Genomic DNA, 13,126 nt, shown 5'->3' on the forward strand with positions numbered 1-13,126 from the left:
CCAAACGGTGGGTGCAACGCGCAGGGATAGCGCCCGTGGACACCCGATGCATAGAGTCGGGTGACGACAACAACAACAAAACAAAGGGCAATGAATCATGACATTCAGAAAGACTCTGACCCACTTACCGATGCGTCGGACCGCTCTGATGCTGCTGATCGGTTTGTTCAGCCTGGCCGCCCAGGCGACGCTGAACGGCAAACCGGTTGTGTTGGTGCACGGTTTTCAATACCAGCATCTGGGCACTTATCCCGATACGTCGACACTGCAACAGAACGCCACCGAGTATTGGCAGGAATACTGGCTGCACCGCGCGGAAGTGGTGATGCACTGGTCCAGCGGCGAGCGCATACGCGACGGCATCGCCGATGACATTCGCAACCAGGTGAAGAGCCTCGCCGACAACGGTACCTGCCTGAACGGTTGCGTCTTCGTCACTCACTCGACCGGCGATCTGGTGACGCGGTACATGCTGCGCAATCTGAACGGTTGGCTGTGGCAGTGGGGTTACGGTCCGGACCGGGTTAAGGTGCTGACGGTACTCGACATCGCCGGTGCCGGTGGCGGTACGGAACTGGCGGACTTGGGCGTTTCAGTTGTGGAGAGCGACAACATTTTCAGCAACGCGGCCACGTCGGTGGTGAACTGGTTCCTCGACACGAATGTCAGCCCGAGCGAACTGGGTGTGGTACGTGATTTGCAGCCGGCGGTGGCGCGGAGCATCGCGACCGATAACAGCGCTGTGCCGCGACTGCGCATGGTCGGTGCCGGCTCTGAATACCTGGGTGCCAGCAAGCCGTTTATTCTGGGCAAGGATGACAGTGTCGTGCCGTTGCACAGTGCCTGCGGTTCGGTGTTGCAGGAGTCGCTGGATTCGTGTTCGTCGAACATCGAGATGTCCGGCGAGATCGATTACGTTGCGAAGTCGCCCTCGGGTCTGCTGTACAATCATTTCCCGATCATCATGGGCGAGGACAGCAACCATTCCGACACCATGTCCAACCAGACCTCGGGCACGATGGTGCCGGTGGTGAACAACCGGAATTTCAATGGTTTGACCGTGGATTTCGCGGAGAACAACTATTGGAGCTGGTGGTACTGGGACGACATGAAAGTCATCCGAGGCGGTGACGGCAAGAGCATGTCGGCCAATGTGTTCGACACTTTGAACTGGTAAGAAATTGCACTATTGTGGCTAAACCCGCACCGGCGGCCGGGTAGTCCTATTCGGGGTCGCCGTGAACCCGTCCATGGGGGCTTGACGGCCGCCGTCCTGGCGGCCCACATCCCCGTATAGGACTACCCGGCCGCCGGCGCTAGCCTACAGACAACGCCACCAATGAGAACTCAACGTTCTGTCAGAAACAGCTTCACGCCCATACCAACCAATAGCGTTCCCGACACGCGCGCAAGCGCCTTCTGCACTCCGGACCGTTGAAACCAGTGTTGGCCGCGCGACAAGGCCCACACCAATCCGCCCAGCCAGATCAGGCTGAAGCCATTGTGAATGCTGGCCAGCAGAATCGACTTCGCCAATACCGGGTCGCCCACGCTGATGAATTGGGGCAGGAAGGCGATGTAGAAAATCGCCACTTTGGGGTTCAGTACGTTGGTCAGTAACCCTTCCCGAAAGGCCGCTGTCGCCGGTAGCTGTACGGAATTGGGATCAGCATGCGGTAACGGCCGGGACGACTGCCACAATGCCTTGCACCCCAACCAGACCAGATAGACAGCTCCCAGGCTCTTGATCACAAAGAACAGTCGATCCGACTGAGCCAGGATGACCGACAACCCCAATGCCGACAGAAGCGCATGCGCCATGACACCGGCCAGTATTCCCCAGGTGGTCGCCCAGCCGGCCCGACTGCCCGCCCGGACACTGTTTTTGATCACCAATAACGTATCGGCGCCCGGGGTTATCGCCAGGGCGGCGGCCACGGCCAGAAAAGCCATTGTCTGGGCATCGAACATGGTTTCCTCCAGGGTTACCGGGGCGACGGTGAGCCTTGAACCGGGCTATATCCAGACATCGTCTTCCGCCGTCAATTCGGTTACTTCTTCGTCACCGGTGTTGGCGACGCCTTTTGGTTCAATTAATAAAGCCTTCACTTCATGTTCGGCGAATGGCTTGTGCTCCACGCCCTTGGGAATCACGCACATTTCACCTTCCGACAGAAAGACCGGTCCGTCCCGGAAATCAATGCGCAGCTGGCCATCCAACACGACAAAAGTCTCGTCGGTATCGTCATGGCTGTGCCAAACAAAGTCCCCTTCCAGCTTGACGACCTTGAATTGATAGTCGTTCATCTCCGCGATGACCTTGGGCGACCAATGTTCATTGAACAAGCCCAGTTTGTCCGAAAAATTAATAACTTTGGGTTTCACAGCGATCTCCTTTGTAACAGTACAAGTCTCACCCGCCTGGCCTTGGATTGTCTTGAAACAACTCAAACGTCCTATCGGTCAGCGCCGAGGATGGGTAGGAATACGCCCCTTGCGGCCGGCTGTCAAAGGTGGACAATGACAGAACATCGAAACGACGACCCCGTGCGGTCGTCCCCCATCCTCTTCCAGGGAGTCCAAATCATGCTGTGGACCGTTTATTTGTCCGGTGAAATTCACACCGACTGGCGCGAACAGATTCAAAGCGCCGCCGAGGAAGCCAATCTGCCAGTGGAGTTCGTCTCGCCGGTCACCCACCACGAATCCAGCGACGCTGCGGGCGATGTACTGGGCAAGCCGGAGAACAATTTCTGGCGCGACCATCAGTCCGCCAAGGTGAATGCCATTCGGATCCAGACCTACATTGAGCAGTGCGACATCGCCGTCATCCGCTTCGGCGACAAGTACAAGCAGTGGAACGCGGCCTTCGACGCCGGTTATTGCGCCGCCCTGGGCACGCCCTACATCACCCTGCACGACGAGGACATTGTTCACCCGTTGAAAGAAGTGGACGCGGCGGCCATGGCCTGGGCGCAAACACCGGCCCAGGTGGTGGAGGTGTTGAAATATGTGACGACCGCTTAACGGAGCAATTGAATACGCGGTGTTCCCCCGCCTTCTTCCTGTCTCTGGCAATGCGTTTCGGTTGAGGCGGCTCTGGACGCGATAACCGAAACGCTATCCCGCCCTTGGTGTCTCAACTGATCTGGTCTTTGGCATTCAGGTCAGCCATTACTGCGTCCAACTGGCGAACGCTTTCCAGTGTTTCGCTAAGCCGGATGGATGGATCGGTGCTGACAATGGCCTGATCCAGCTCCGAAAACAGGCGTCGTGCGCTGAGCGTTACCCGGCGTCCTTTTTCCGTCAGGCTCAGACTCTTTCGTTTGCCGATACCGACCTCCTGTTCAACATAACCGGCCTGTTTCATGTCTTTGACCGTTTTGGCAATGCGTTGCCGGGACACGCCCAGTTCCCGCGCGAGCACGGAGGCGATGGCATCCGAGCAATCGAGCTTGCTGAGAAAGATCAGCGCAGACGGAGTAATCATTTCAAACCCCTGGTCGGACAGCTGGTGACACAGACGAGCCATGATCCGCTCGGTCAGTGCCGCGGTTTCACGGGCCAGGGGGAGCGACAGGCTTTCACTTGTAAACTTGGTTGACATAAAAGAGATTAACCGGAACTATGTCAACCAAGTGTACACATGGAGCCTGAAATGGTCACTGGAAATGAATTACGCATGCAGGGAATTGAATTACAGGGATATGGCGGACCGGAACGCCTGGTCTGGAAAGACGATCTTCCCAGGCCCGAGCCGGATGTAGGGCAGGTTCGGGTCAGGGTAATGGCAAGTGCTTTAAACCCGCTGGATCAGGCCACTCGGGAAGGACAATTGAAAGCGATGTCCATTCGGCGCCAACCACTGGTTCCTGGCAATGATGCCGCCGGTGTGATTGATCGGGTCGGTCCCGGGGTTGAAGGCTGGTCCGAGGGAGAAGAGGTATTCGGTTTTTTCGACGCCGCTTCCCGGCCCGCATGGCATGGCTTTACGGCCTGCGGCACCTGGGCCGAGTATGCGGTGACCCGGGCCGACACTCTGGTTCGAAAACCGAGTATTTTGTCGTTCGAGCAGGCGGCTGCCTTGCCGGTCGCCGGATTGACCGCCTGGCAGGGGGTGTCCAAGGCCCGTTTAAGCCGGGGTATGTCGATGCTCATCAATGGTGCGAGTGGCGGGGTCGGCAGCCTGGCTGTTCAGATGGCTGTGCACCAGGGCATCAGAGTGACAGCGACGGCCAGTCGAAAACATCATGGCCACTTGAAGCACTTAGGCGCGGACAACGTAATAGACTATGCCGAGATACCGGTTCGGCACTGGCCGACCGAATTCGATGCCGTATTTGACGTCGCCAACCGTCTGACTTGGCCTGAAAAGCGGACCTTGGTGCGCACAGGTGGTCGCGTGATCGATAACCTGGTGTCAGTGCGCGGCGTGTGCCATCGGTTTACCGGAGGCCGAACCCTGTCCGGTGTCCGTCACGACTACACCTTTGTGCGACCCGAGGCGGATGAACTGGCCCGACTCACGACCCGTGTCGAACAGGGTGACCTTGAGCCTGTGGTTGATCGGATATTCCCCTGGCAACTGGTGCAGCAGGCCTGTCACTATCAGGAGCAGTCCAGCCCGTTCGGCAAGGTTGTTCTGACGCATTGTTGAAGTCGGTAAGGGCGGCCGCCGGTCGCTTACGCCTTTATCAGCCCCAGTTCGTGGCGCCGTCCGGCTTCCCATTCCTGTCGTTCGAGCAAGGCATTTATCCAATGCTCAGCGGACCGGGGTGAACAGGCAAACAGGCCATCTTCATCCCCCAGGATCACATCGCCTGAAGATACCGTCACACCGGCCAGAACGATCGGTTCGTCCAGACTGCCCTCCCCGCCCAATGCCCGAGTCGTAATCGGGCTGATGCCCGATGCGAATGCCGGGAACGACAGGTCATTCACCGCCTGGATATCCGTCACGCAGCCGTTGGTCACGATGCCGGCCAAGCCTTTATTCAATGCCGCCAGGGTACGCAGTTCACCCCAACACGCGCGGTGGGTTTCATCCCCCATATCGATGACAAGCACGTCGCCCGGTTGCGACTGGATCAGTGCCTGTCGAATGGGCGTGCCGTCGCCCGGCGGAAGTCGGACCGTACGCGCGCGACCGAGCAGTCGCTGTGTTCGGGTTTGGGCGGTGATGCCGGCGAGGTAGCCGTCATCGGTCAGGTGGCCGAGGGTTGAGGTGGCGATGGATTCGTAGGATGCGATAAGGGAGTCGGTGTTGGTGGGCATTAAGAGGCACGCCATTTATTCGAATTATGGAAACAGCCGTAGGGTGGGCACCGCCCACCATGGAAGGATAATCACCCACGAAACCATCCATCGAAACCGGTCGCCGGTGCCGGTGGAATCGCTTGGTGGTTACATTCCGTCCGATGGAGGGCAATGCCCACCCTACGGATCAGCCCTGGATATCGAAGTGGGTATAGAGCTGGTCCATCATGTTGTTGGCGCCGATGATGCCGCCGGACATGAGCCAGGCCACCAGGTCGACGTCGTAGATGCGTTCGTTCTTGGCGGCGTCGAGGTTCTGCCACAGCGGATGGCTGGACCAGGCTTCGAAATTCTCGTGCACGGAGCCGTCCTGGGACTGGAAGATGATGAACATGACATCGGCGTTCATGCTCGGGATGGTTTCCTTGCTGTTCAGTTTCACGCCCCAGGTGCGTTGCGAGGACAGGTTCGGGAACTCGAATCCGAGATCGTGCAGTACGGTGCCGGCGAAGCTCTCTTCCAGATACACCCGCAGGTGGTCGTTGCGGATGTTGGTCACGGCCACGCTGACCGGCCAGTTGTCACCCATGCTTGCTTTCAACTCGTTTTGCAGTGTGGCGACGCGTTGATCCCAGTCGTTCAGCAGTTGATCGGCTTCGGCCTGTTTGTTGAGCGCTTCGCCCATCAATTTCACCGTGCCTTTGAAGTCGAAGACGGTTGCTTCGGCCACGGTCGGCGCGATCTGCGACAGTTGGGAATACACTTCCTGGTGCCGGGCCTTGTTGGCGATGATCAGGTCCGGGTTCAGCTTGGCGATCTCCTCCAGGTTCGGCTGGGTCTCCAGACCGACATGCGGCACATCGGCCAGGTCGTCCCGCAGATAGTGATACATGGGTTTCTGAACCCAGGAATCGACCACGCCGACCGGCATGACGCCCAGTGCGACGGCGGTGTCGTTGGCGCCCTGGTACAGGGTGACAATGCGCTGCGGTGTCCCCTGAATTTCGGTGACACCGAGGGCGTGCTCGATGCGACGGACATCGTCGGCCGCCTGGACCGGCGCGAGAACGGATAGACACATCAGACAGGCGGTGATCAGAGTCAGCCAGAGTGAACGGTTCGAGTTTGCTTGCATCGGTTTTTCCTTTGCGTTGCTTGAAATTACGCGAACAATAATGATTTTCATTTTATTTATCAAATGCATATGCCCAATCAGGCCAGAGTTTCCCGGGCCGATGTCGCATTCAGTAGCTTCGTTTCCGGTGAACCACCCAGTCGCTTGAGCGGGTTCGCCACCCCACCCTTGCCGAAGGGCATGCTGCCGGGCCCGCCGGCCCGCTCCAGCATGGGCCGGATCAGTAGTTTCAGCGGCCAGCGGTCGGCCTCGAAACATTCGCGCCGCAACAGTGCCCGGGCCCGCTCATCGAACGGGACCTGATCGATGGTTCGCTCCAGGCTGTCGCGCAGAACGCGCCACAACCGGCTCTCGTCCAGGTCGTAGCGGGTGGCCAGGGCGTCCAGAATGGCGCGCAGGTTTACCTGAATACCGAGTGTCAGCAGGTAGAACAGCAAATCTTCGGGCCGGTCGTGATAGAGGGTATTGGCTACACCTTTTTTCAAGCGGAACACCGGGTCTTCCAATCCGGCCTGTTCAAGCCAGGGCACATAGAGCCGCAGGGAGTCGTGGTCGCGCAGCAACAAGCCGTCCACCCGGCCATCGCGCCACACCAGCACGGCATTCTGACCGTGAATTTCCGGCAAAATGCCAAGCCGGAACAGGCGCAGGTTCCACTCCAGAAATCCGTCGCACACTTCCCTGAACAGGGTCAGCACCGAGGCTTCGTCGGCCGGCAAGCGCCGATGGGCCAGCCAGTCGTCGAAGAAATGGGCCCGGGTATCGGGCAAGGTGGTCCCAAGGGCGGACATCGGGATCAGCCGCCGGTCCGGGTCGTGTAACAGTTCGGACGGGTAGCGGCGGACCATGGCGGACAAATGCCGGGGATAGTCGTCGAACAGACTGGCCTCGGGCGGCATATAGGCCCACCAACGGGTCTCGTCGCAGAGGAATATCCGCTCGTGCAATTCCGGGTCTTTCGGCAACGCCCGGCGCAGCAGATTTTCGGCGATGACGCCGTTCATCATTTTCACCGCCGGCAGATACCGAGAGGAGCCGAGCGAATTCACACTCATCGGCAGCTTCAGGTAGTTCGGGCTGTCGTCCAGCGGCGCCAGCGAACGCACCGACGAGGTGGACTTCATCGCAGGCCCCTGGAGTTCGAGCCGAATCCAATGCCCTTCGATGCCATCCCGTTGCAGGGCCTCGGGAAAGCCGTGTTCCAGTTGCCAGGTCAGGACGGGAATGGCGATGTGGTTGTTCAGCCCGCGCTGCGTCATTTCATCACGTAATTGATGGTGTTGCGCGACATCGAGGATGTAATCGGCCGGCTCGTCACGGTCGATCACGCCCTTGCCCACCACCATGCGGTCACGCGGAAAGGCGACCCATTGCAGGGCGATGGGCTGGTCGAATTCGGCGACGTAGTGGTGATAGTCGTCCCGATTCAGACCCAGCTTGGCTTTCGCCACCGGATGATAGGGTCGGTCGCGCAGGGCGCCCCATTGCTCCATCACCTGAAAGAAGCGGGCTGGCGGGACATCCAGTAAGGCGTGCGTGCGAATGGCGTGTCGATACGACCAGGCGGTCTGTTCCAGAGTGACCGCCAGCGCATCGATCAACAGCTTAGCCCCTTTTGGACTGCCGGGCATACGCGTACCCAGGGCTTCGGTCACCAGGCGCAACAGATCGACCGGATCCAATCGCTTGATCCGGTCGCGCCGGGTGATGGCATAGACCGGCGCACCCGGAATGCTCAGCAACGGTTGGGCGATGCCGGGGCGAGCCGGTATCAACACAGTTCGAATCTCCGGGTGCCGGGGTTGCCAGCGCCAGACCTGATTCGGTTTCGCGAAGTCGTCCCCGGCGTGTGCGTCCTGGGCGTGCAGCCGACTCCATCGTTCAGCCGGTTCAAGGCCGGTGGTTTCATCGGCGAAGAACGCTTCCGCCCACAGACAATCCACCAGATCCTGCATGACCTGCACCCGGGCCTGTTGTTCGAATCGGTTCATTGGGCGATCTCCTTTTTAAACGCGGCCAATGGATTGGTCACGGTTTTGATGCGCGGTTCGTCGTCGCCCAACAGGCGCCGCTTGGTCAGTTCCTCGATCTCGAACGTGGGCGTAAACACATCGAAGCGGCGGAAGCGTTCCTCGTGTTCTGGGTGCGCCTGCTGATAGTCGTGAATCACCTCGGCCACATCGCGCCAGAAGTCGCCTTCCGCAACGTCGTAACGTTCGTTCAGAAAGAGGCACAGGTCCGACAGGGCGATGAAAAAGAAAGCGTCCAGCGAGTAGTCGCGCACCTCATCCAGATCATCGGTCAGGATGTAGGAATTGGGATTGATGCGCGCATGGGTCGGCGGTACCGAAAAGAGTTCCGGTGCCCGCTCCGGGTGTGTTAAATGCGACTGCGAATAACGCACACCGTCGTGAAAATCCTTCAGGGCGATACGGGTCGGCCAGCCGTTTTCATGCAACAGGACGATGTTTTGCCCGTGCGATTCCAGGCCGATGCCGTGACCATACAGCAGGTGGATGATCGGTCCGACGGCGACCTTCAGCACCTGGCGGGTCCAGTTGTTCACGCCGTAATGCTGGATCCAGTCGTCAATCAGGGGTTCGTCGTTGCCCTGCACATGGCTCAGGCCATTGAAGGGCACGGCTTGTTCACCGGGACGCGCATACTTGTGCAGACTTTCACGCCAGACTACACCGAGGTGGCCGTAGGCGGGCAGGCGACGTGCCTGCGGCAAAGCTTCGTAATCGCAGGTCAGCCCCAGCACTTCGCCGAGAATGACGAAATCCATATCGCGCGCGATCGGGTCGTTTTCGATCAACCCCTGCAACCAGTCTGTAATCACCGGGCCATTCAGACAGGTGTGGGCGGCCATAATGCGGCTTGTCGACGTGTTGGTGATGCCGAGCGACACTTTCGCGTACGGCTTTTTCGGATGGCGGGCATTGGCCAGGGTCCGGATCGATTGCTGAGCGCGATAGTCGTCCCGGCTTTCGCCCAGCCAGATCAGATCCCCGTCGGCCAGTTCGGGGTAAAAGGCCAACGCGACCTTCTCCCGCCATTGCCAGGGATGCACCGGCAACCACCAATAGTCCTCCGGTGATCTGCCCAATTCGGTAAGGGTGGCCTCGAAACGACGGCAATCGGCATCGCCCAGGATGTAGCGCACATAGGCTTCGTAATCGACCCGCGCGGACGCGTTCATCCGCGCCTTGTCCTTGTGCAGCGCGACCCACTGCAACCGCACGGGTTGCCGGAACTCGGGACCGAAAGCCCGGTTGTCGGCCAACGTGAACCCTAGGCGGGATTTGTAGCAGGGGTGATAGGAATGCGCGTCCATCAGATGCCCTTCCAGGGCATCGTACTGACGTTGTTCATCGCTCAACCGACCGGCTTCGGCGGTCACCTGCGCCTGAATATCCTTCAGCAGGGTATGTTCGAGTTCGTTCAGAAACCCGTCGAGACGGGTCGTGTCCGGCAGACGGGTCAGAACCTCGCCGGCGAACAACGGCAGTGTCGCTTCGGTCGGTTCCTCGCCGGGCAGGATGCGCATCACCGGCTGGCGGCTCAGTCGCAACAGGCCATAGCTGTCCTTGAAGCAACCTTCGGCCAAGTAACGCACCGGCCGACCGTCGTCGGTCGTGCCTAACAACGCCACCAGACTAGGGTCGCTCTGCCGGGTCTGGTCTTCGAACGGCAGCACCTGTTCAAAGACCAGCGCTTCGATCAGTTGCCGCAGCAATCGCTGCTCCACGCGATGAAAACGAGGTGATTGCAGAGTCGCAATCCAGTCAGTTTGATTTCCCTGAGAACGACTCAGGGATCGGGTGTCCTTGCGATCCAATACAGTCATAACATTACCTTTGTGAAATAAATAAGTACGCCGGCTTCGGAGTTAACATTTTTGGTGCCCGAACCCGCACCGGCTACCGGGTATACCCATCCAGGGTCGCCGTGAATACATCCATGTAGGCTTGACGACAGCATCCATGCTGTCCACATCCCCGGATGGGTATACCCGGCATCCGGCGCTAGCCCACGTGGAAACTCCGAAACTTGTACTACTGGTTTCAACGGGCGGCTTCTGCCGATGGGTTCGATTCGGTTTCGATAGGTCGATTGGGCAATCTGAGCGCCAGAGGCACTGTAAACAGCAATAGGATCCCGATGACGGTGAACAGCTCCTTGATGGCGGTAAGCCCTGCCATGTCCGGTACCATGCCGTCGCCGACCAGCATCGATCGGCGGGCTTCAAAGAACAGCGAGATCAACACGATTACCAGCGCCGCTGTCACGCGTCGCAGGATGTTGTTCATGGCCGCGCCCTGGGCAACCCAGTGTTCGGGAATGGCGTTGAGTCCGGCTGTGGTGACCGGCATGTAGGACAGTCCCATTCCGACTCCACGCAGCATTGTCCAGGCGAGAAGTCCGTACAACGTAACCGAGGCGTCCAACTGACCCAGTGCCAGAGTCGACAGTGCTGTGATGATCAACCCGAGACTGACCACACCGCGGGGTCCGCGCGCGTCCAACCGCTTTCCGCCCAGGTTGACGAATAAACTCGAGGCGACCGCCGTCGCGACCAACACCAGGGCCGTTTCCAGCACGCTGAACGCCAGTACCGTCTGCATCAGCAGAGGCAACAACAGCAGGCTGCCGAAGATGCCGACCGACTGCACCACGACGATGACGACACTGAGCCGATAGGCCGGTTCCGCGAACAAGCGTAGGTTCAGCAACGGCTGGTCGCATGTCAGTTCGTGGCGAACAAACGCCCCGAGGCAGAGCACGGCAGTTACACCCAGCACCAGGGCTACGCCCGGCGAATGAAACCCGGTCAGCAGACTCAGCGCGAACAGCAGACTGCCGACGCCCAGGCTGGCGAGTACGAAGCCTTGCCCGTCGAAACGGGGGACTGCTTCATCCGGCGGCGAATGCAGGCAGGCGTATCCGACGATCCAGCCGAGTACACCGACCGGGACGTTCATCAGGAACAGCGCCGGCCAGTCAAACACTTCGAGCAGCAGGCCGCCGACGGCCGGCCCGACGGCCGGGGCTAGCATGACCACGGTGCCCCACCAGCCGGTCGCCCGGCCACGCCGGTCCTTCGGGTAGGCCTCGAAGATCAGCGCCAGCGACAGGGGAATCATCAGGCCACCGGCCACGCCCTGAACACACCGCGCCACAATGACCCAGGCCATGGTGGGCGCCAGCGCGCCCAGCAGGGAGCCGCAGACAAAACCGGCCAGACCGAACAGGTAGAGCCGCCGCTTGCCGACCCGGGCGCCGAGAAAGCCGGTGACCGGCATGGTCATGCCCATGCTCAGCATAAACCCGGTGATCAGCCAGCCGGCCCACAGCGGACCGATGTCGAACGTCTGCATGAACACCGGAATGGCCGGGTTCAGGGCGCTGTTGTTCAGGCTAACGGTGACGGTACCGAGCATGACGGTGAACACCACCCAACCGGGGTGACGGGCGACCGGTTCGCTCATGCGGTGCCCTCCCCGACCGCTGCGTTATGCCGCCCGGCACCGGTGCGTATAAAATGCAGGGCCGGTCGCGGATGGCACAGAAAATCCGCGTGCGAGATGTTGTAGCCGTAGGCACCGGCGAGCGGCAGCACCAGCAAATCTCCACGCCGGGGCTCGGTCAGTCGCACGCCGCGCGCGAGCACATCCTTGGGTGTGCACAGCTGACCGACCACGGTTACACGCCTTTCCGTATTCCCTCGGCCCGCGCCCCGGGGCAGGTGCACCACGGGGTGGTCGTGGCCCTGGGCGGCGGGCAGTCGGAAGTGGTGGGTGCCGCCCCGACAGACCGCGAAATCCTCGCCGTGGTTGTGTTTCAAATCGAGAATCTGCATCAGGTAATAGCCGCAATAGGCGGTGATGAAACGCCCCGGTTCGAAACGCAGCAGCGGTGGATTCGGCAGCCAGGCGAGCCGCTGACGCAGGTGACGACACAGGGCCGGCCAGTCGAATTGCTCCGCGCCCAGATAATTCACGCCCATGCCGCCGCCAACGTTGAGCTCCGTCACCCGTTCCGGCCGTTCGGCCAGTGCCTGCCAGACGGGCCATTTATCCAGCAGACCGTCGAGCAGGGTCCGGTGGCGCTCTACATCCATCTGATGCGACATGGCGTGAACGTGGAAACCGCCGAGTTCCAGATGTTCGCAGGCATCCACCCGCATCACCGCCTCGGACAACTGGCGTTCCTCGATGCCGAACGGTGTCGGCTGGCCGGCCATCGACAGCTTGGTCGACAAGGGTTCCGGCAGCAGAGGGTTGACCCGCAGCAACACCCGCTGCCGGATACCGCAGTCGCCGGCGATGCCGTTCAGGCGACGGATCTCATCCAGACTCTCGATGTGCACCCGCTCGACGCCCGCCTCGATCGCCAGTCGCAAATCGCTGTCCAGCTTGCCCGGACCGGACAACACAAACGGCCTGTTCAGGTCGTGCTGGATCACCTTGCGCACTTCGCCGCCCGATGAAAGATCGAAGCCGTCCACCCAGGGGGCCACCGTATTCAGGATGGCCGCCTCGCTGTTCGCCTTGATCGCGTAATAGAGCTCCACGCCATCCGGCAGATGACTGCGCAACCAGCGCACCCGGTCCCGCAGGGCATCGAGGTCGTGAATGAAGGCGGCGACCGGGTCCTCCGCCGAGTCCGCCAGGCGATGGCAAAACGCCTGGATGGCCGGCGGAATCCGGTTCGGTTCACACTGAATCATCG

12 protein-coding genes are annotated in these 13,126 nt (G+C 60.2%); 3 read left to right on the forward strand and 9 right to left on the reverse strand.

The window, feature by feature from the left end; genetic code table 11:
• Positions 1-97: 97 nt before the first annotated feature.
• A complete protein-coding gene (locus tag IE111_RS01770; RefSeq protein ID WP_189606767.1) occupies positions 98-1,177 on the forward strand; it encodes a lipase family protein in 1,080 nt (359 codons plus the stop codon).
• Between the two features lie 170 nt (positions 1,178-1,347).
• Here IE111_RS01770 and IE111_RS01775 read toward each other — a convergent pair whose 3' ends face one another.
• On the reverse strand, positions 1,348-1,971 hold the full coding sequence (locus IE111_RS01775; RefSeq protein WP_189606768.1) for a LysE family translocator: 624 nt from the start codon (positions 1,969-1,971) through the stop codon (positions 1,348-1,350).
• 45 nt (positions 1,972-2,016) lie between these two features.
• Positions 2,017-2,385 carry a cupin domain-containing protein gene (locus tag IE111_RS01780; protein ID WP_229805116.1) on the reverse strand — a complete coding sequence of 123 codons (369 nt, stop codon included), beginning with the start codon at positions 2,383-2,385 and terminating at the stop codon, positions 2,017-2,019.
• A 201-nt stretch (positions 2,386-2,586) separates the two neighbouring features.
• Between IE111_RS01780 and IE111_RS01785 the strand changes: the two genes are divergently transcribed.
• On the forward strand, positions 2,587-3,027 hold the full coding sequence (locus IE111_RS01785) for a YtoQ family protein (protein WP_189606769.1): 441 nt from the start codon (positions 2,587-2,589) through the stop codon (positions 3,025-3,027).
• Between the two features lie 112 nt (positions 3,028-3,139).
• Here IE111_RS01785 and IE111_RS01790 read toward each other — a convergent pair whose 3' ends face one another.
• Positions 3,140-3,607: a MarR family winged helix-turn-helix transcriptional regulator gene (locus IE111_RS01790; RefSeq protein ID WP_189606770.1), complete on the reverse strand. Its 468-nt coding sequence runs from the start codon at positions 3,605-3,607 to the stop codon at positions 3,140-3,142.
• A 51-nt stretch (positions 3,608-3,658) separates the two neighbouring features.
• Between IE111_RS01790 and IE111_RS01795 the strand changes: the two genes are divergently transcribed.
• On the forward strand, positions 3,659-4,657 hold the full coding sequence (locus IE111_RS01795; RefSeq protein ID WP_189606771.1) for an NADP-dependent oxidoreductase: 999 nt from the start codon (positions 3,659-3,661) through the stop codon (positions 4,655-4,657).
• Between the two features lie 26 nt (positions 4,658-4,683).
• On the opposite strand, the gene IE111_RS01800 is transcribed toward IE111_RS01795, so the two are convergent.
• The 6 genes from IE111_RS01800 to IE111_RS01825 form a co-directional block, all read right to left on the reverse strand.
• On the reverse strand, positions 4,684-5,274 hold the full coding sequence (locus IE111_RS01800; RefSeq protein ID WP_229805117.1) for an RraA family protein: 591 nt from the start codon (positions 5,272-5,274) through the stop codon (positions 4,684-4,686).
• Positions 5,275-5,443: 169 nt separating this feature from the next.
• Positions 5,444-6,391, reverse strand: a complete 948-nt coding sequence (locus tag IE111_RS01805) for an ABC transporter substrate-binding protein (RefSeq protein WP_189606773.1) — start codon at positions 6,389-6,391, stop codon at positions 5,444-5,446.
• Between the two features lie 77 nt (positions 6,392-6,468).
• Positions 6,469-8,382, reverse strand: coding sequence for an IucA/IucC family protein (locus IE111_RS01810; protein WP_189606774.1), 1,914 nt, complete (start codon positions 8,380-8,382; stop codon positions 6,469-6,471).
• A complete protein-coding gene (locus IE111_RS01815; protein ID WP_189606775.1) occupies positions 8,379-10,241 on the reverse strand; it encodes an IucA/IucC family protein in 1,863 nt (620 codons plus the stop codon). The genes IE111_RS01810 and IE111_RS01815 overlap by 4 nt, the downstream gene beginning before the upstream one ends.
• 217 nt (positions 10,242-10,458) lie before the next feature.
• On the reverse strand, positions 10,459-11,883 hold the full coding sequence (locus IE111_RS01820; protein WP_189606776.1) for a DHA2 family efflux MFS transporter permease subunit: 1,425 nt from the start codon (positions 11,881-11,883) through the stop codon (positions 10,459-10,461).
• On the reverse strand, positions 11,880-13,124 hold the full coding sequence (locus IE111_RS01825) for a type III PLP-dependent enzyme (protein WP_189606777.1): 1,245 nt from the start codon (positions 13,122-13,124) through the stop codon (positions 11,880-11,882). The genes IE111_RS01820 and IE111_RS01825 overlap by 4 nt, the downstream gene beginning before the upstream one ends.
• Positions 13,125-13,126: the final 2 nt, after the last annotated feature.

The sequence above is a fragment of the Saccharospirillum salsuginis genome, assembly GCF_014651855.1.
GTDB lineage: Bacteria > Pseudomonadota > Gammaproteobacteria > Pseudomonadales > Natronospirillaceae > Saccharospirillum > Saccharospirillum salsuginis.

What these genes read in the sequence shown, in the direction of transcription:
- IE111_RS01770 (WP_189606767.1), top strand. Translation starts at nt 98, where the DNA reads ATGACATTCAGAAAGACTCTGACCCACTTACCGATGCGTCGGACCGCT.
- IE111_RS01775 (WP_189606768.1), bottom strand. Translation starts at nt 1,971, where the DNA reads ATGTTCGATGCCCAGACAATGGCTTTTCTGGCCGTGGCCGCCGCCCTG.
- IE111_RS01785 (WP_189606769.1), top strand. Translation starts at nt 2,587, where the DNA reads ATGCTGTGGACCGTTTATTTGTCCGGTGAAATTCACACCGACTGGCGC.
- IE111_RS01790 (WP_189606770.1), bottom strand. Translation starts at nt 3,607, where the DNA reads ATGTCAACCAAGTTTACAAGTGAAAGCCTGTCGCTCCCCCTGGCCCGT.
- IE111_RS01795 (WP_189606771.1), top strand. Translation starts at nt 3,659, where the DNA reads ATGGTCACTGGAAATGAATTACGCATGCAGGGAATTGAATTACAGGGA.
- IE111_RS01800 (WP_229805117.1), bottom strand. Translation starts at nt 5,274, where the DNA reads ATGCCCACCAACACCGACTCCCTTATCGCATCCTACGAATCCATCGCC.
- IE111_RS01805 (WP_189606773.1), bottom strand. Translation starts at nt 6,391, where the DNA reads ATGCAAGCAAACTCGAACCGTTCACTCTGGCTGACTCTGATCACCGCC.
- IE111_RS01810 (WP_189606774.1), bottom strand. Translation starts at nt 8,382, where the DNA reads ATGAACCGATTCGAACAACAGGCCCGGGTGCAGGTCATGCAGGATCTG.
- IE111_RS01815 (WP_189606775.1), bottom strand. Translation starts at nt 10,241, where the DNA reads ATGACTGTATTGGATCGCAAGGACACCCGATCCCTGAGTCGTTCTCAG.
- IE111_RS01820 (WP_189606776.1), bottom strand. Translation starts at nt 11,883, where the DNA reads ATGAGCGAACCGGTCGCCCGTCACCCCGGTTGGGTGGTGTTCACCGTC.
- IE111_RS01825 (WP_189606777.1), bottom strand. Translation starts at nt 13,124, where the DNA reads ATGATTCAGTGTGAACCGAACCGGATTCCGCCGGCCATCCAGGCGTTT.